This is a genomic window from Streptomyces sp. NPDC001450, from assembly GCF_053597295.1.
Genome location: NZ_JBSFHY010000003.1, coordinates 136,480 through 153,800 on the forward strand (window position 1 = coordinate 136,480; position 17,321 = coordinate 153,800).

The 17,321-nt window shown below is 72.3% G+C and carries 16 protein-coding genes and 1 tRNA gene; 11 read left to right on the forward strand and 6 right to left on the reverse strand.

All coding sequences use genetic code 11. The features are described from left to right. Positions 1–66 precede the first annotated feature (66 nt). Together ACWC5O_RS04110 and ACWC5O_RS04115 are read right to left on the reverse strand one after the other, a co-directional pair. Positions 67–1,578, reverse strand: coding sequence for a long-chain-fatty-acid--CoA ligase (locus ACWC5O_RS04110; protein WP_450584833.1), 1,512 nt, complete (start codon positions 1,576–1,578; stop codon positions 67–69). A gap of 95 nt (positions 1,579–1,673) precedes the next feature. Next, positions 1,674–2,861 carry a thiolase family protein gene (locus ACWC5O_RS04115; protein ID WP_450584835.1) on the reverse strand — a complete coding sequence of 396 codons (1,188 nt, stop codon included), beginning with the start codon at positions 2,859–2,861 and terminating at the stop codon, positions 1,674–1,676. Between the two features lie 156 nt (positions 2,862–3,017). On the opposite strand from ACWC5O_RS04115, the gene ACWC5O_RS04120 reads away from it, so the two are divergent. Both ACWC5O_RS04120 and ACWC5O_RS04125 read left to right on the forward strand, forming a co-directional pair. After that, positions 3,018–3,905 carry an alpha/beta hydrolase gene (locus ACWC5O_RS04120; protein WP_450584837.1) on the forward strand — a complete coding sequence of 296 codons (888 nt, stop codon included), beginning with the start codon at positions 3,018–3,020 and terminating at the stop codon, positions 3,903–3,905. 153 nt (positions 3,906–4,058) lie between these two features. Beyond that, complete coding sequence (locus ACWC5O_RS04125; protein WP_450584839.1) at positions 4,059–4,856, forward strand: SAM-dependent methyltransferase; 798 nt, start codon at positions 4,059–4,061, stop codon at positions 4,854–4,856. A gap of 70 nt (positions 4,857–4,926) precedes the next feature. Here ACWC5O_RS04125 and ACWC5O_RS04130 read toward each other — a convergent pair whose 3' ends face one another. Continuing rightward, entirely contained in the window at positions 4,927–5,781 is an 855-nt protein-coding gene (locus tag ACWC5O_RS04130; RefSeq protein ID WP_450584841.1) for a Cof-type HAD-IIB family hydrolase, read from the reverse strand. Between the two features lie 160 nt (positions 5,782–5,941). Between ACWC5O_RS04130 and ACWC5O_RS04135 the strand changes: the two genes are divergently transcribed. The 7 genes from ACWC5O_RS04135 to ACWC5O_RS04165 all read left to right on the forward strand — a co-directional run bounded on the left by ACWC5O_RS04135 (position 5,942) and on the right by ACWC5O_RS04165 (position 13,519). Continuing rightward, the gene (locus ACWC5O_RS04135; protein ID WP_450584843.1) at positions 5,942–6,787 is read left to right on the forward strand and encodes an SAM-dependent methyltransferase; all 846 of its coding nucleotides are present in this window, start codon (positions 5,942–5,944) and stop codon (positions 6,785–6,787) included. A gap of 39 nt (positions 6,788–6,826) precedes the next feature. After that, a complete protein-coding gene (locus tag ACWC5O_RS04140) occupies positions 6,827–8,230 on the forward strand; it encodes a glutamine synthetase (protein WP_450584844.1) in 1,404 nt (467 codons plus the stop codon). A gap of 2 nt (positions 8,231–8,232) precedes the next feature. Continuing rightward, on the forward strand, positions 8,233–9,381 hold the full coding sequence (locus ACWC5O_RS04145; RefSeq protein WP_450584846.1) for an amidohydrolase family protein: 1,149 nt from the start codon (positions 8,233–8,235) through the stop codon (positions 9,379–9,381). 42 nt (positions 9,382–9,423) lie between these two features. Continuing rightward, positions 9,424–9,951, forward strand: coding sequence for an NUDIX hydrolase family protein (locus tag ACWC5O_RS04150; protein ID WP_450585078.1), 528 nt, complete (start codon positions 9,424–9,426; stop codon positions 9,949–9,951). Positions 9,952–10,134: 183 nt separating this feature from the next. Then, a complete protein-coding gene (locus tag ACWC5O_RS04155; RefSeq protein WP_450584848.1) occupies positions 10,135–10,935 on the forward strand; it encodes a COG4705 family protein in 801 nt (266 codons plus the stop codon). A 131-nt stretch (positions 10,936–11,066) separates the two neighbouring features. Next, positions 11,067–12,344 carry a PP2C family protein-serine/threonine phosphatase gene (locus tag ACWC5O_RS04160; RefSeq protein WP_450780917.1) on the forward strand — a complete coding sequence of 426 codons (1,278 nt, stop codon included), beginning with the start codon at positions 11,067–11,069 and terminating at the stop codon, positions 12,342–12,344. Positions 12,345–12,415: 71 nt separating this feature from the next. After that, positions 12,416–13,519, forward strand: coding sequence for an MASE1 domain-containing protein (locus ACWC5O_RS04165; protein WP_450584852.1), 1,104 nt, complete (start codon positions 12,416–12,418; stop codon positions 13,517–13,519). On the opposite strand, the gene ACWC5O_RS04170 is transcribed toward ACWC5O_RS04165, so the two are convergent. Further along, positions 13,498–13,574: transfer RNA gene (locus ACWC5O_RS04170), tRNA-Pro, on the reverse strand. The genes ACWC5O_RS04165 and ACWC5O_RS04170 overlap by 22 nt on opposite strands. A gap of 123 nt (positions 13,575–13,697) precedes the next feature. Between ACWC5O_RS04170 and ACWC5O_RS04175 the strand changes: the two genes are divergently transcribed. Together ACWC5O_RS04175 and ACWC5O_RS04180 are read left to right on the forward strand one after the other, a co-directional pair. Continuing rightward, positions 13,698–14,405, forward strand: coding sequence for a transketolase (locus tag ACWC5O_RS04175; protein ID WP_450584853.1), 708 nt, complete (start codon positions 13,698–13,700; stop codon positions 14,403–14,405). Between the two features lie 48 nt (positions 14,406–14,453). Continuing rightward, positions 14,454–15,374, forward strand: a complete 921-nt coding sequence (locus ACWC5O_RS04180) for a transketolase family protein (RefSeq protein WP_450584855.1) — start codon at positions 14,454–14,456, stop codon at positions 15,372–15,374. A 193-nt stretch (positions 15,375–15,567) separates the two neighbouring features. On the opposite strand, the gene ACWC5O_RS04185 is transcribed toward ACWC5O_RS04180, so the two are convergent. Beyond that, the gene (locus ACWC5O_RS04185; RefSeq protein WP_450585080.1) at positions 15,568–16,845 is read right to left on the reverse strand and encodes an MFS transporter; all 1,278 of its coding nucleotides are present in this window, start codon (positions 16,843–16,845) and stop codon (positions 15,568–15,570) included. Positions 16,846–16,942: 97 nt separating this feature from the next. Further along, a complete protein-coding gene (locus ACWC5O_RS04190) occupies positions 16,943–17,302 on the reverse strand; it encodes an MmcQ/YjbR family DNA-binding protein (protein ID WP_450584857.1) in 360 nt (119 codons plus the stop codon). Between the last annotated feature and the right edge of the window lie 19 nt (positions 17,303–17,321).

Sequence of the window (17,321 nt, forward strand, 5' to 3'; positions counted from 1 at the left end):
CACGCATCCGGCGGCGTGCGGACCGTCTCGCAGGGCGGTCCGCACGCCCGGTGTGCCGGGCCCGGCTCAGCGGCCGCCGTAGCGGGCCCGCAGCTCCCGCTTGAGCACCTTCATGCTCGGCCCGAGCGGCAGCTCGTCCGCGAACTCCACGCGGCGCGGGTACTTGTGCCGGCCCAGGTGCTCCTTGGACCACTCGGTGATTGCGGTGGCGTCGGGGACGGTGCCCGGTGCCGTCACGACGACGGCGCACACCTCTTCGCCGTGCAGCTCGTCGGGCAGGCCGATGACAGCCACCTGGGCGACCTCGGGGTGCCGCATCAGGACCTCCTCGACCTCCCGCGGGTACACGTTGTAGCCGCCGCGGATGATGACGTCCTTCTTGCGGTCGACGATCCTGAGGAAGCCCTCCTCGTCCTTGGTGCCGAGGTCCCCGGTGCGGAACCAGCCGTCGACCAGGGCCTCGGCGGTGGCCTCGGGGCGGCCGAGGTAGCCGGAGAAGACGTTGTGGCCGCGGACGACGACCTCGCCCAGTTCGCCGGGCGGCAGGAGGTCGATCCGCTCCTCCAGCTCGGCGCGGGCGATCTCCACGTCGACGCCCCACAGCGGGTGGCCGATGGTGCCGGCCCTGGTGCCGAAGACGGGCTGGTTGACGGTGGCCGTCGGCGAGGTCTCCGACAGCCCGTATCCCTCGTAGATCCGCGTGCCGAACGCGGCCTCGAACCGCTCCAGTACGGCGACCGGGAGGGAGGCTCCACCCGAGACGCACACGCGCAGTGCGGGGAGGGCGCCGGCGTCCGCCGCGGCCGCCGCGAGCGCCACGAACATGGTCGGCACGCCGTGGAAGGTGTTCACCCCCTCCTTCGCCATCAGCTCGATGGCGCGGGCCGCGTCGAAGCGGGGCAGCAGGACCAGTGTGGCGCCCGCCCGCCAGGTGGAGTTGAGCGAGACTGTCTGGCCGAAGGCGTGGAAGAGGGGCAACGCGCCGAGCGCGATGTCGTCGGCGCGGATGTCGTTGGCGTCGAAGGCGTTGACGGTGGCGTTCATCACCAGGTTGAAGTGGCTGAGCACGGCGCCCTTGGGGACGCCGGTCGTGCCGCTGGTGTAGAAGATCACGGCAGGGTCGTCGGCGGTGCGGGTGAGGTACGACGGGAGCGGCTCGGCGTCCGCGGCGAGCTTCTCGAACTGCTCGCCCAGGGCGACCGCCTGGACACCGGTGGCGGCGGCCGCGGCCCGGCCGGTCTCGGCCTGGGCCGGATGGACGAGGAGCAGCGTCGCCCCGCTGTCCCGCAGGACGTGCTCGACCTCCCCGGCCGACAGCAGCAGGTGCACGGGGACCACGACACCGCCGGCCGCGGCGATCGCGTAATAGGCGACCGGGAACTCGGCGGTGTTCGGCGCCATCAGGGCGACCCGGTCCCCCGGTCGTACGCCGAGTCCGGCCAGTGCCCCGGCCTGGGCGAGGGCCCGCTGCCACACCTCGGCGAAGGTGAGCCGCAGATCACCTTCGACCACAGCCGTCTTCTCGGGGCGGCGCCGGGCGTTCTCGGCGAGGATGGCGGCGACGGACAGGGTTGCCATGCAGTGGTGCTCCGTTTCCTTGCTGCGGCTCGTGTACCGAATCCCCCCGGGAAACCCCGTTGATCCCCTTGCGGGGAGCCCCCGTCGGCGAAGCGCTAATGCCTCTCGACCAGCACCGCGCTCCCCTGCCCCACCCCCACGCACATGGTCGCCAGTCCCCGCTCCGCACCCGTGCGGCGCATCCGGTGCAGCAAGGTCGTCAGGATGCGGGCGCCGGAGCAGCCGAGCGGGTGGCCGAGGGCGATCGCGCCGCCGGTGGGGTTCACCAGGTCGGGGTCGATGCCCAGCTGGTCGACGCACGCGAGTGCCTGCGCGGCGAACGCCTCGTTGAACTCGGCCTCCTGGAGGTCGCCGATCTCCCAGCCGGCCCGGGCGAGCGCCTTGCGGGTGGCGGGGACCGGGCCGATGCCCATGACGTCGGGGTGAACGCCCGCCGAGGCGCCGGCGACGTAGTGGCCGAGGGACTCCAGGCCCAGCTCGTTCAGGGCCTCCTCGCTGACCAGCAGGAGCCCGGCGGCACCGTCGTTCATCGGCGAGGCGTTGCCCGCCGTGACCGTGCCGCCCGCGCGGAAGACCGGCTTGAGGCGGGACAGCTTCTCCAGCGAGGTGTCCTCACGGACGCACTCGTCCTGCTCGACCGTGACGCCGTCGGGACGCTCCACGGGCAGGAGTTCGTCGTCGAAGTGGCCGTTCTTGCGTGCGGCGGCGGCCAGTTGGTGGCTGCGCAGCGCGAACTCGTCCTGCCGGGCGCGGGAGACGCCGTACCGTTCGGCGACCTCCTCGGCGGTCTCGCCCATGGCCAGCAGACCGTGCAGGTCCTTCATGGCCGGGTTGACCAGGCGCCAGCCGAGCCGGGTGTCGAAGGTCTCGATGCGGTGCGGCAGGGCCTCGTCGGGGCGGGGCAGCACGAAGGGGGCGCGGCTCATCGACTCGGAGCCGCCCGCGATCACGATGTCGGCCTCGCCCGCGGCGATGGTGCGGGCCGCGGTGGTGACGGCTTCGAGGCCGGAGGCGCACAGCCGGTTGACGGTGGCGCCGGGCACGGACTCGGGCAGGCCGGCCAGCAGCGAGGCCATGCGGGCGACGTTGCGGTTGTCCTCGCCGGCCTGGTTGGCGGCGCCCCAGTAGACGTCGTCGATGCGGGCGGGGTCGAGCGCGGGCACGTCGGCCACCAGGTGGCGGATCACGGTCGCCGCGAGGTCGTCGGGCCGTACGGCGGACAGGGCTCCGCGGAGCTTGCCGATGGGGGTGCGGCGGGCGGCCGCGAAGTGGACGGGACGCACGGCTGGGACTCCTGACCTACGACGCTGCGGATCAGCACGAATCTACGGGTGTGCGACAGGCGCACTTAATTAGCACTGCTAGTTTTGGACTATAGACCTCCGGGCGGCTCCCTGGGAAGATCCCCCGGAACCTTCACCCAGGCAGCCGGAGGAGACATGGCCGACGTCCGCGAGCACATCCTCGACGGCATCGTCGTACGCGAGTGGCCGCACCCGGAGCCGCGCTATCTGGCCCTCGTGGTGCACGGGTACGGGGAACACGCCGGTCGCTACGACGAACTGGCGGGCGTTCTCAACGGGCACGGGGCGGCGGTGTACGGGCCCGACCACGTCGGGCACGGAAGGTCGACGGGTGAGCGGGTGGTGATCGAGGACTTCGAGGACGTCGTCACCGACGTGCAGGCGGCGGCGGACCTCGCTCGCGCCGCGCATCCGGGCCTGCCGCTCGTCATGGTCGGCCATTCCATGGGCGGCCTGATCGCGGCCCGGCACGCCCAGCGGTACGGCGCGGAGCTGAGCGCGCTGATCCTGTCCGGGCCGGTGATCGGCGTCTGGGAGCTGCCCGGGCGGTTGCTGGCCCTGCCCGAGATCCCCGACACCCCCATCAGCCCGGCCGCGCTCTCCCGTGACCCGGCGGTGGGCGCCGCGTACGCCGCCGACCCGCTGGTCTGGCACGGCCCGATGAAGCGGCCGACGCTGCGGGCGTTCGTCCGCACCCTGGAGACCGTGGCCGAGGGCGGAGACGTCGGCCCCCTGCCGCTGCTGTGGCTGCACGGGGACGACGACCGGCTGGTTCCGCTGCCGGGGAGCCGGGTCGGGGTGGAGCGGCTCAGCGGCGGCCGGCTGACCGAGCGGATCTTCGCCGGGGCGCGGCACGAGGTGTTCAACGAGACGGACCGGGCGGACGTTTTCGCGGAGGTGCTGCGCTTCCTCGACACGGAACTGCCTCCCGGCGGATCGCACTCGGCCGGTCCGGCGCACGCGGCCGGTCCAGCACGCCCGACCGGTCCGGCGCACCCGGGAGATCCGGCACTCCCCCACTGATCAGAACCCCAACCAGCGGCAACCGCAGCCCCGTTGGCGGAACGCCCCGAACGGGCAGGTGACCGAGGACCGCCTCCGCCGCACCCCAAGATCGTGTCAGACTGCTGGCATGCCCCCGGACGACAAGGGGGCCTGCGAACGGAGGAACAGGACGTGACGGGGACCGAGCCGGCCGCGCAGGAGATCGACACCACCCGGCCGCATCCGGCGCGGGTGTACGACTGGTTCCTCGGCGGCAAGGACAACTACCCCGTCGACGAGCAACTCGGCCGGCAGATCGCGGCGATCGACGGGGGCGGTGCCCCGCGGGCCGCCCTCGCCAACCGGGGGTTCATGCGCCGGACCACGCGTGCGCTGGCCCAGGAGACCGGCATCCGCCAGTTCCTGGACATCGGCACCGGCATACCGACCGAGCCCAACCTGCACCAGATCGCCCAGTCCGTCGCCCCGGACGCCCGCGTCGTCTACGTCGACAACGACCCGATCGTGCTGGCCCACGCGAACGCGCTGCTGCGCGGCACCCCCGAGGGCGTGACCGAGTACGTCCAGGCCGACGCCCGCGATCCGCGCGCGATCCTCGAACAGGCGGCCCGGGTCCTGGACTTCGACCGTCCCGTCGCCCTGTCCCTGATCGCCCTGCTGCACTTCGTCGCCGACGAGGACGGCGCCCACGAGCTGGTCGCCACGCTGGTCGACGCGCTGGCTCCGGGCAGCTGCCTGGTGCTGTCCACGATGACGGCCGACTTCGAACCGGAGAACGTCCGCAGGGGCATCGCCGCGTACGCCGCCGGCGGGGTCACTCTGGTGGCCCGCTCGCAGGCGGAAGTGGGCACGTTCTTCGAGGGGCTCGAGCTGCTGGAGCCGGGGATCGTCTCCGTGGCGGACTGGCGCCCCGAGAGCGAACCGGACGGACCGATCTCGCTGTACGGTGCGGTCGGCCTGAAGCGCTGAACCGCGCGCGGCCGTCCTAGGCCCTGTCGTCAAATTCGCCGCGGGGCAGGCGGGAATTCGACGACAGGGCCTAGAGACCGAGAACGTGCGCGACGGTCCGCAGCACCCCGTTCTCGTTGTTGGACGGGGCGAGATGGCGGGCCCGGCGGACCACCTCCGGGTGGGCGTTGGACATGGCGAAGGACCAGTCGGCGGCGTCCAGCATCTCCAGGTCGTTGAGGTAGTCGCCGAACACCATGGTCTGCGCGGGCGTGATGCCCAGCTCGCGCTGCAGGCCGCGCAGGGCGGCGCCCTTGTTGGCGGTGCGGTTCATGACGTCGACCCAGTGCTCGCCGGACACGACGACCTGGTGGTTGTCGGTGAAGGACTGAAGGGCCGGGGCGGTGGTGTGCTCGGCGGACCCGAAGTCGAACAGCGCCACCTTGATCACGTCGTCCTCGACGGCGGTGACGTCCTCGACGATCCGGTGTTCGACGTAGTACTTGCGCACCTCCGCCAGGAACGCCTCGTCGGTCCGCTCGACGTACGCCGACCGCTTGCCGCAGACCACGGCGCCCACGTCGACGCCGTCCGCGGCCAGGCGCCGTACCGTCCGGGCGATGTCCGAGGCGACGCTCCGGTCCAGTACGTCGGAGCTCAGCTCCACACCGTCGCGGACCACATACGTGCCGTTCTCCGCGATGAACACCATGCCCTCGGCGACCTCGGCGAACTGCCGGGCCAGCGTGGCGTACTGGCGACCGCTCGCCGGGCTGAACAGCACTCCGCGGCGGCGCAGTTCGGCGAGCATCGGCCACAGGCCGCCGGGTATCCGCTTGGCGTCGTCCAGCAGGGTGCCGTCCATGTCGGTGACGACGAGCCGGATGTCGGCGGAGCCGGCGGGCAGGCCGGGGGTTTCGAGGAGGGACGCGGGCGTGGCGGGCATGTCCTTCTTCCGGTCGGGAACGGGTCAGGGAGTGGGAACCGACGAGTGGGCGGGTGGGAGCCGCAGGTTCCAGTGTTCCTCATGCGGCCGGGCGCCTCGGAGGGTGGCCAGGCTCTCACGCTGCGCGTTTCCCGGGACAGCGCGATCGACGGGCGGCACAATGACCACGACAACCGCACACGAGAAGGGCGGCGACGTGAGCGCGGGCGAATCCCCGACGGCCGGACCGGCGAGGCTGAACACCTCCGTGGCGCACAACGCGCGGGTCTGGAACTACTGGATCGGCGGCAAGGACAACTACGAGGTCGACCAGCGGGTCGGCGAGCACGTCGCCGGGATGTTCCCGGTGATCCGGTCGGTGGCCCGTGCTGACCGGGACTTCCTGCGTCGGGCGGTGCGCTTCCTGGCCGAAGAGCGCGGGCTGCGCCAGTTCCTCGACATCGGCACCGGACTGCCGACGGTCGACAACACCCACGAGATAGCCCAGCGGATCGCTCCCGACTCGCGGATCGTGTACGTCGACAACGACCCGATCGTGCTCGTGCACGCCCGCTCCCTGCTCACCAGCTCCCCCGAGGGCGTCACCGACTACATCGACGCCGACGTGCACGACCCGGACGCCATCGTGCGGCGCGCCGCCGACACGCTCGACCTGGACCGGCCGGTCGCGGTGATGATGCTGGGCATCCTCAACTTCGTCCTGGACACCGACGCGGCCCGGGGCATCGTGCGGCAGGTCATGGCGGCGGTCCCCTCCGGCAGTCACCTGGTGCTCACCCACCCGACCTTCGACACCGAGGTGGGCGGCGAGGGCAACATCGCCGCGATGGAGTTCTGGAACGCCAACGCCACCCCGCCGATCACCGCCCGCAGCGGCGCCGAGATCGCCGCGTTCCTCGACGGTCTGGAGCTGGTCGGCCCGGGCCTGGTGCCGTGCTCGCAGTGGCGCGCCGAGCCCGACGCCGCCGCGGTACCGCAGTACGGCGCGGTGGCCGTGAAACCCTGAGCCCGACGACACCGGGGCCGAGCCCGCCGAGGAGGACGTATGACCACCCTTGCCGACCCGGTGCCCGGCGGGCGCCCCGGCGACCTGCGCCGGGTGCCCGCGCTCACCGCCGAGCTGGCCGCCCAGGGCGTGCAGGGGATCGTGCTGGCCTATGTGGACACGGCGGGCATCGGCCGCGTCAAGACGATCCCGACGGCACGCCTGGAGGCGGCCGTGTCCTGGGGTGTCGGCATGTCGCCGGTGTTCGACACGTTCCTGGCCGACGACTCGATCGTGACCACCGACGTCCTCGGCTCCCCCGACGGCGACCTCAGGCTCTACCCCGACCTCGACCAGCTGGTGGCCCTGGCCGGGCAGCCCGGCTGGGCGTGGGCGCCCGTGGACCGGATCACGCAGGAGGGTGAGCCCCACCCCGGCTGCGCCCGGACCTTTCTGCGCCACATCGTCGCCGACGCCGCCGACCGGCACGGCCTCGCCTTCAAGGCGGCCGTCGAGGTCGAATGGGCGGTCGGGCTCGACACGGCGCCCGGCGCGGAGTTCGTCCCGGCGGTCTCCGGGCCGGCGTACGGGGCGGCCCGGCAGATCGAGCTGAGCGACTACACCACCGACCTGCTGGCGGCGCTCACCGCACAGGGCGTGGACGTCGACCAGATCCACCCCGAGTACGCGGCCGGGCAGTTCGAGGTCTCGGTCGGCGCGCTGGACCCGGTGGCGGCGGCCGACCGCAGCGTGCTGGTGCGTCAGACGATCCGGGCGGTGGCGCAGCGGCACCGGCTGCGGGTCTCGTTCGCGCCCGCGTTCCTTCCCGAGGGTGTCGGCAACGGCGGCCATCTGCACCTGTCCTGCTGGCGCGGCGGGGTGAACGTGCACTCCGGCGGCGAGGGCCGGTACGGCATGACGGCCGAGGCGGAGTCGTTCATGGCCGGGGTGCTCGCCCGTCTGCCGGCGCTGACGGCGGTGACCGCGCCGAGCCCGGCCAGCTATCTGCGGCTCAAGCCGTCCCGGTGGGCGGGGGTGTTCACCGCCTGGGGCCGGGAGACCCGCGAGGCCGCGCTGCGGGTCGTCACCGGCACGGCGGGCCGCCGGGACCAGGACGCCAACATGGAGATCAAGCCGGTCGACCTGGCCGCCAACCCGTATCTCGCGCTGGGTTGCGTCATCGCCGCCGGCCTCGACGGGATGGCGGCGTCCCTGCCGCTTCCCCAGGAGATCACCGGGGACCCGGCCCGGTACGGCCCGGACGAGGCGGCCGCCCGCGGGGTGGAGCGCCTGCCGACCTCGCTGCCGCAGGCCGTCGAGGAGTTCCGTGCCGACCAGGTGCTGCGGGCCGCGCTGGGCCCGGTCCTGGCGGACGCGGTGACCGCCGTACGGCTCGGGGAGGCAGCCGCCGTGGACGGGCTCGACGACGCACAGGTGGCGGCCGCCTACCGCTGGAAGTACTGACGATGCCCGCCTCCGGCCCGGTCCACGAGGCGCTCGCCGCACTTCCGCTGGTCGACCACCACTGCCACGGCGCCGTCACCGCCGACCTCGCGCCCGAGGAGTTCGAGTCGCTGATCACCGAGGCCGAGGCCTGGCCCGGCAGCTCGACCTTCGACAGCCCGGTCGGCGTGGCCGTACGCCGGCACTGCGCACCCCTGCTGGACCTGCCCCGGCACGCGCCTCCCGCCGACTACCTGGCCCGGCGCTCCGCACTGGGCTGGCGCGAGGTCAACCGCCGCTTCCTGACCGCAGCGGGAGCCGAGGTCTTCTGCGTCGACACCGGTTTCGCCCCGCACCCCGTCACCTCCCCCGCCGAACTGGCCGAGGCCGCGGGCGCCGCCGCCCACGAGGTCGTACGGCTCGAACAGGTCGCCGAGGCCGTGGCCGCGCGGGGCGTGGAGGCGGGCGAGTACGCGGCCGTGTTCCCGGCAGCGGCCGAGGAGGCCGTACGGCGGCCCGGTGTGGTCGCGGTGAAGTCGGTCGCCGCCTACCGCACCGGCTTCGCGCTCGCTCCCGAGCGCCCCACGGAGGCGGAGGTGACGGAGGCCGCCCGGCGCTGGCTCGCGGACGGCGGGCGCCTGACCGACCCGGTCCTCGTACGACACCTGCTGTGGACGGCCGTCGACCTCGGCCTGCCCCTGCAGCTGCACGCCGGCTTCGGCGACGCCGACCTACGGCTGCACCACGCCGACCCCGCCCTGCTCACCGACTGGCTGCACCTGACGGCCGGTACGATCCCGGTCCTGCTGCTGCACTGCTGGCCATACCACCGCCAGGCGGCCTACCTGGCCACGGTGTTCGAGCAGGTGTACCTGGACGTCGGCCTGGCGCTGCACTACACCGGCCCGGCCCGCTCCCGGGCGGTGCTGGAGGAGGCGCTGGAGATCACCCCGTTCCGCAAACTGCTGTACAGCTCGGACGCCTACGGTGTGGCCGAGTTCCACCACCTGGGCGCACTGTCCTTCCGGCAGGGGCTGGCCGGAATGCTCCAGTCCCGGGTGGACGCCGACGAGTTGAGCCTGCCCGACGCCCTGCGCATCGCGGCCTGGACGGGTCGTGACAACGCCCGCCGACTGTACGGAATCCCCGCGAACGATCCGGCCCGCGACTGAGCGCGCGCCCCACCCGGAAAGTATGATCAAGCAATGTCTGACATGACCGAAACCACGCCCGGCTGGCTGACCACGGACGAGCTGGAAATGGCCAGGGCCCGGATGCCGATCCTGTACGTCGAGGCCGTGCCCGTGCGCGTGGACGACAGCGGCGAAGTCACGAGCATCGGGCTGCTGCTGCGCATCGGCCCGGACGGAACGGTCAGCCGGACCCTCGTCTCCGGCCGTGTCCTGCACCACGAGCGGGTCCGTGACGCTCTGCTGCGCCATCTGGAGAAGGACCTGGGCCCGGTCGCGCTGCCCCGGGTGCCGGCCTCCATGCAGCCGTTCACGGTCGCCGAGTACTTCCCGACGGCAGGCGTCACGCCGTACCACGACCCGCGCCAGCACGCGGTCTCCCTCGCCTACGTGGTCCCGGTGACCGGCGACTGCCGGCCCCGGCAGGACGCGCTGGACCTGGTGTGGTTCAGCCCGCAGGAGGCCGCCTCGCCGGCCGTGCAGAGCGAGATGCCGGGCGGGCACGGGGTGCTGCTGAAGCAGGCCCTCGCCCACGTGGGTGTCGTTTCCTGACGTCGGTCGCCTGGGTGACTGGCCTGCCTATCAGGCCAGTCAGGTCTCCGGCCAGGGCTTCACCGGATGCGTTCAGGTTGTGGTCAGGCCTGCGGCGGCCCGTGGCAACACCTGCACCAGAAGCCCCAAAACTATGGCAAAGGGGGCTGGGGAAAGGGCAGTTGACCATGCGAGGGTGCGGCCATGAGCACAGAGCACGTCCTCGACCGGCGGCCCCACGATCATGCCGGCGCCCGCGCCCGCATCCGTGAGAGCGCGAACAAGGTGCCCGAGGTCACCGTCTACTTCTGGATCATCAAGGTCCTCACCACCGGCATGGGCGAGACCGCGTCCGACTTCCTGGCCCACCTCCTCGGCCCCGTCCCGGCGGTCGGCCTCGGCGGTCTCGCCTTCGTGGCCTCGCTCGTGCTCCAGTTCGCCGTCCGCCGGTACGTCGCCTGGGTCTACTGGACGGCGATCGTCATGGTCAGCGTATTCGGCACCATGGCGGCGGACATCCTGCACGTCGGCCTCGGGATCCCCTACACACTCTCGACGCCCCTGTTCATGGCCGCCCTGGCCGCCGTCTTCGCCCTCTGGTACGCGAGCGAGCGGACCCTGTCGATCCACAGCATCCGCACCCGTCGCCGCGAGACGTTCTACTGGGCGGCCGTCCTCGCCACGTTCGCGCTCGGCACGGCCGCGGGCGACCTGACCGCGTCCATCGGCTTCGGCTACCTCGGCTCGGCGGTCCTGTTCGGCGTGATGATCTGCGTCCCGGCCCTCGCCCACGGGGCGGGCACCCTCGGCGCGGTACCCGCGTTCTGGACGGCGTACGTCATCACCCGCCCGCTCGGCGCCTCGCTCGCCGACTGGATGGCGCTGGAGCCGCACCGGGGCGGCCTCGGGCTGGGCCTCGGCCCGGTGACGCTGTCCTGGACGGTGGCCATCCTCGGGCTGGTCGGCTATCTCGCGCTGTCCCGGCGGGACGTCCGGACCGCCTGAATCCGCTCACCGATGCCACAATCGAAAGGCGACGCAGCCGCTTGATCGGATCGTGTCAGGAGGCCGGAACGTTGATGGCGAAGGAGCGGGAGGGGAGACCGTCGAGGCAGCCGCGCCTACCCGACCTGCAGGTGCGCCTGCGTTCCGAGCTGGGCCGGATCGACGACATCCTGCGCGACCTGCTGTCCTCCATGGACCGGCTGCAGGGTCTGCTGGAGTCGGTGGTGGCCATCAGCCGAGAGGTGGAGCTGCCCGCGGTGCTGCACCGTATCGTCACCACCGCCATGGACCTGGTCGGCGCCCGCTACGGAGCACTGGGTGTGCTCAACGAGTCCGGGGAGCGCCTGGAACAGTTCATCACCGCCGGACTGTCCGAGCAGGAACGCGATGATCTGGCCGACGTCGGCCTGCCACGGGGGCGGGGGGTCCTCGGCCATCTGATCCGCCACCCCGCACCCCTGCGGCTCGACGACATCCCGGCCCATCCGTCCTCCACCGGCTTCCCGCCCGGCCATCCGCGCATGCGCACCCTGCTCGGCGTCGCCATCAGCGTGCGCGGCGAGATCTACGGCGACCTCTACCTCGCCGAGCGGCGCGACGGACAGCCCTTCGACGTGCACGACGAGAACGTCGTCCTCGCCCTGGCCAGCGCCGCCGGCATCGCGATCGAGAACGTCCGCCTGTTCGAACGGGTACGCGTACGAGAAGAGCAGTTCCAGCGGCTGCTGCTGCCCACCCTGCCCGACCTTCGCCCCTTCACCGCCGCCGCCATCTACCAGCCCGCCGCCGAGCCCAGTCAGCTCGGCGGGGACTGGTACGACGCCATCCCCCTGCCCGACAACGTCGTGGCGGTCGTCATCGGCGACGTCGTCGGCCACGATCTGCATGCCGCGGCCGCCATGGCGTCCACCCGCAACATGCTGCGCGCTCTGCTGTTCGACCAGAGCAATCCGCCCGGCGCGGTCCTCACCCAGCTCGACCGGGCCCTGGAGGCCATCACGAACAACCCCGTCACGACCACCACCCTGGCCCGCATCGAACCGGAGGAGTCGGGCTGGCGGCTGCGCTGGAGCACCGCGGGGCACGTCCCGCCCCTGCTGATCACCCCTGAGCGTCGAGTGGAGCTCCTGCTCGCCGAGCCCGGACTCCCGCTCGGGGTCGACACCGCGCAGGCGCGCCCCGACCACTCCCGCTTCCTGCCCCCGGCCGCCACCGTGGTCTTCTTCACCGACGGACTGATCGAACATCCCGACCACTCCATCGACGAGAGTCTCGCCGAGCTGGCCGAGCTGGCCACAGAACACGCCGCCCTGCCTCTGCCGGAGTTCGTCCGGGCACTGGCCGAGCACCATCCCAGCGACGGTCACGACGACATGGCCATCCTCGCCCTGCGCACCCCGGACGCCTGAGCGGTGCCGTGGAGGATCCGCGGGATCCGACGGATGATGGGCTTCGGGGCGATGGACACGGAGGTCGCCCGATGGCTGTCGCACCACATGAACGGCTCGGGCGCGCCGCACTGGCCGTCCTGGAGATCTGTGTCATCGCCGGGCTGTATTTCGGCGCGGCGAAGGTGGGACTGCTCCAGCAGCTGGTGCGCGGCCAGGTCACGCCGATGTGGCCGCCCAGCGGTATCGCGGTGGCGAGCCTGCTCCTGCGCGGCCCACGGGTCTGGCCCGGGATCGCACTCGGCGCGTTCCTGGTCAACTTCCCGCTGGGGCCGACGCTCCCGGCCGTGCTGGCGATCGTGGCGGGAAACACCGTCGCGCCCCTGTGCTCCTACGGGCTGCTCCGCCGTTCCGGGTTCCGCAACGAACTGGACAGCTTCCGGGACGCGCTTGCCCTGATCTTTCTCGGCGCGTTCACCGGGATGCTGGTCAGCGCGACGACTGGCACCGGGACCCTGGTCCTCGCCGGGGTGCTGACCTCCAACGACTTCTGGCCCACGTGGTCGGTCTGGTGGACCGGCGACGCGATGGGTGTCCTGGTGGTCACGCCGGTCCTGCTCGTCCTGAGTTCGGCACGCTGGCCGAGGGGGGCGACGTCGTCCCGGTGGGTGGAGGGGTTGCTGCTGGTGGCCGCCACCGTCTGCATCGGTTTCATCGAGACCGGCAGCACACCGCTGCTGTTCCTCGGCTTCCCGCTGCTGGTCTGGGCGGCCTTCCGCTTCCAGCTGGCCGGGGCCGCGCCCTGCGCACTGGCGGTGTCGACCTTCGCGATCATCGCCGCCGGCCGGCAGGCCGGCCCGTTCTCCGGTCACGACCTGCTCACCAACATGATCACCCTACAGGCGTTCAACGGCTCCGCCGCCCTGACCGCGCTACTGGTCGCGGCGGTCGTCAGCGAGCGGAACACGACCCAGCGGGAGATCGCGCAAGCCTGCCGGCAGCTCGCCGGGATGGCGGCCAGGATCGCCACCGGCGATCACCGCCCGATGCTCCCCGACGAGGAAGCCGAGAGTCCCGCGGACACGGAAACAGAAACCGAAGCGGACACGGAAGCGGACACGGAAAAGGCCGTCTCCTCATCTCTGAGAAGACGGCCTCCGACCGGCAACAAAGCTGGTCGGGACGACAGGATTTGAACCTGCGACCCCTTGACCCCCAGTCAAGTGCGCTACCAAGCTGCGCCACGTCCCGGTGCCGTTTGACCTGGGGTTTCCCCGGTCGAAACGCGCAGGGAAACAATACCGCACTCGGGTCGGTGGTCGCGCACCCGTTTCCGGTTGACCTCAAGCTTGGTTGAGGTTGCACGATCTCGACATGAAGATCGCAGCGGACGACACGCGCACCTGTGGCTACGACGACCTGCCCGGACTCATGGCGCTCATGACGGGCGACGAGAAGCACGGCCCCGCGGCCACCTCCACGCTCGACGCGCTGTGGGTGCTGTACGACCGGGTACTCCGGGTCACGCCGGAGCGGCGCGAGGATCCCGCCCGGGACCGGTTCCTGCTGAGCAAGGGGCACGGGCCGATGGCGTACTACGCGGTACTGGCCGCGAAGGGCTTCGTGCCCGTCGAGTGGCTGCCGGGGTTCGGGGCGTACGACTCCCCGCTCGGGCATCACCCCGACCGGGTGCTGGTGTCCGGGGCCGAGATCGGCAGCGGGTCGCTCGGGCACGGGCTGCCGATCGCCGTGGGCAGCGCGCTGGGGCTGCGGGCGCAGGGGCTGCACGAGCCGGGTGTCTGGGTGCTGATCGGGGACGCCGAACTGGACGAGGGCAGCAACCACGAGGCGATCGCCTTCGCCGGGCCCGCCGGGCTCGAACGGCTGCACACGGTCGTGATCGACAACTCCTCCGCCAGCCATGCCCGGCCCGGCGGGATCGCCGCCCGGTTCGAGGCCGCGGGCTGGTCCGCGGTGACCGTCGACGGGCGGGACCACGAGGCCCTGTACGCCGCGTTCACCGCCCCGCACCCGGGGCGCCCGCATGTGGTCGTCGCCCGCGTAGAGCCGAAGAACGCCTGATCTCTCCCGTCCCTCCCGTCAGAACTCAGTGGAAAGGGTTCAGCCCTCATGGACACCATGCGTGACCGTTTCGCCCCCGTCGTCTCCCGGCTGCTGGACGAGGATCCGCGGGTCGCGGTCGTCCTCGCCGAGATCGGCAAGGACGGCTTCGCCGAGGCCCTGCGCAGGCATCCGGACCGGGTGATCAACGTCGGAATCCGCGAGCAGTTGCTGGTCGGGGCCGCCGCCGGTCTCGCGCTCACCGGACTCAGGCCGGTCGTGCACACCTTCGCCAGCTTTCTCGTGGAGCGGCCCTTCGAGCAGGTCAAGCTGGACCTCGGACACCAGAGCACCGGGGCGGTGCTGGTGAGCGCGGCCGCCTCCTTCGACTGGCCGGCCGGCGGCTACACCCACATGGCGCCCGGCGATGTGGCGCTGCTCGACACCCTGGACGGCTGGACCGTGCACGTGCCCGGACACCCCGACGAGGCCGAGACACTGCTCCGGCGCGCGGTCGCCGCGGGGGACGACAAGGTGTACGTACGGCTCTCGGTGCAGGCCAACCCGCAGGGGCTGGCGGTCGACGGGGAGCGCTTCCTGACGGTCCGCGAGGGGCGCTCCGCTGTGGTCGTCGCGGTCGGGCCGATGCTGGACACGGTGCTCGCCGCCACGGAGGGCCTGGACCTGACCGTGCTGTACGCGACGACGGTACGGCCCTTCGACACGGCCGGGCTGCGCCGGGCCGCGGAGTCCGCGGGCACGGACGTCGTCCTCGTGGAGCCGTACCTCGCGGGAACGTCGACTGCGGCCGTGAGCGGGGCCCTGGCGGATGTGCCGCACCGGGTGCTCGGCCTCGGCGTGGGACGACGTGAGCTGCGACGGTACGGGACGATCGCGGAGCACGCCGCCGCGCACGGGCTCGACGCGCGGAGCCTGCGGGAGCGGATCGGGGCGTTCGTGGGGGCGGGGCGGGCGTCTGTGCCCGCGTGACTGGGCGGCGGCCCGGCGCGGGCGGAAGCCCACACGAGCCGGCCCGTGGCGCCGATTCCGTACGCAGAGGGGAGCCCATGCGAGCCCAACCACACCGGCCCGCCGCGCCGACGCCGGTCACACGAACCCGACCACGGCATGCCCGGCCCAGAACACGCACGCGAGCCCACACCAGCCCGACCGCGGCGCCGGCTCAGTGCTCCGGTGCCTGCGCCTCCGCTCGTACCAGGCCCCGTATCGCGGGGACCGAGAGCAGGGCCGCGGCCACCACCACGCTCATCGTGGCGGAGACCAGCAGGACGTGGTCGGCGCCGAGGGCTTCGGCCGCCGGGCCCGCGAGGGCCTGGCCCACGGGCATCATCGCCAGGGAGCCGGCCACGTCGTAGGCGTGGATGCGGTTGAGGACGTCGGCCGGGACCTGGGTCTGCACGCTGGTCGCCCACATCACCCCCCAGAACGACATCCCGGCCCCGGCCACCGCCGCCCCGGCCGCCATGGCAGGCACGCCGAGGCCGGCGCCGACGGTCGCCGGGAAGCCGAAGAAGGCGAACAGGGCGAGCGCACCGGCCCGCAGCATGCGGCGGGGACGCAGTCTGAGGGCGAGCAGGCCACCGACGACCGTGCCCGCGCCGAGGGCCGAGTTGACCAGGCCGTAGGCGCGGGGGCCGTGATGCTGGACGACCTCGGCAGCCACCAGCGGGAGGGTCGGGCCCCACACGGCGATCATGTACACGCACCACACGGCGATCACGCCCCACAGCCACGTCCGCGACCGGAACTCCCGCCAGCCCTCGACCAGGTCGGCCCGGAACGCGCGCGGACCGGGTGCGGTGGTGCGGGCGGCCGCAGGGAGCGGCGGCAGCCGGAGGAGCAGCAGGCACAGGGCGCTGGTCGCGTAACTGGCGGCGTCCGCGGCGATCACACCCCCTGCCGAGGCGAAGGCGACCAGGAGACCGGCGGTGGCGGGCCCCACCAGTTGCGCGGCCGACTCGGCGATGCGGATCGCGCCGTTGGCACCCTGAACGTCGCGGGAGAGACGGGGGACGGTGCTGGCCACACCGGGCTGGAACACGGCTCCTGCCACCCCGCTGACGACACCGAGGGCACAGATCTGCCAGAGAACCACGTGCCCGGTGAAGAACAGGCCGGCGGTCAGCGACTGGGTGCCGAGCCGTACCAGATCGGAGCCGATCATCAGCCGGCGTGTGCTGAACCGGTCGGCGATGACCCCGCCGAAGACGACCAGTCCGGCGAAGGCGGCGGTCCTGGAAGCCATGGCGAGGCCGACCGCGCCCACACCGTACCCGCGCTCCAACAGGCCTGCGGCGATCGCCACGGGCAGCATGGTGTCACCGAGGCGGGCGACGGCCCGGGCCACGAAGAACAGGGCGAAGTCCCGCGACCAGACGGCCGGAACGTCGGCTCCGTCCTTGCGCCCGGCCCGGGCAACGCTGTCACGCCGCGACTCCATACCGGTCATCGCGTGTACTCCCGTCCCGGTTCCCCACCCTCACCGCTTGTGCCGCGCGGGATCATGCCACGCCGCCCCGACGTCCGCCGAGGGATTTTCAGCTACCGCCGGGCAGGCCCAACTCGGGGTACGCCTCCAGGAGTCGGGGCGGCGCGGCCTGCCGCCAGGAGTCGGCGAGGATGTCGCGCAGCTCGTCCTCGTCCTCCAGCGCGCCGAGTCTCGCTCTCACCCAGGCGAACTGGGCCTCGTGGTCGGCGATCCAGAACTTCCCCGGCTCGGCCATGACGAGTTCGTCGCGCTCCTCCTTGGGACAGCGCACGGCGACGGACGTCTCGTCCTCGGGCAGCGTGGCGAACATCTTCCCGGCCACCCGGAACGTGGGCATGCTCCAGGCGATCTTCTCCGTGGTGTCCGGCAGGGACAGGGCGATACGGCGTACGTCTTCAGCATCCGGCATGCCACGCACGGTAGCTCCT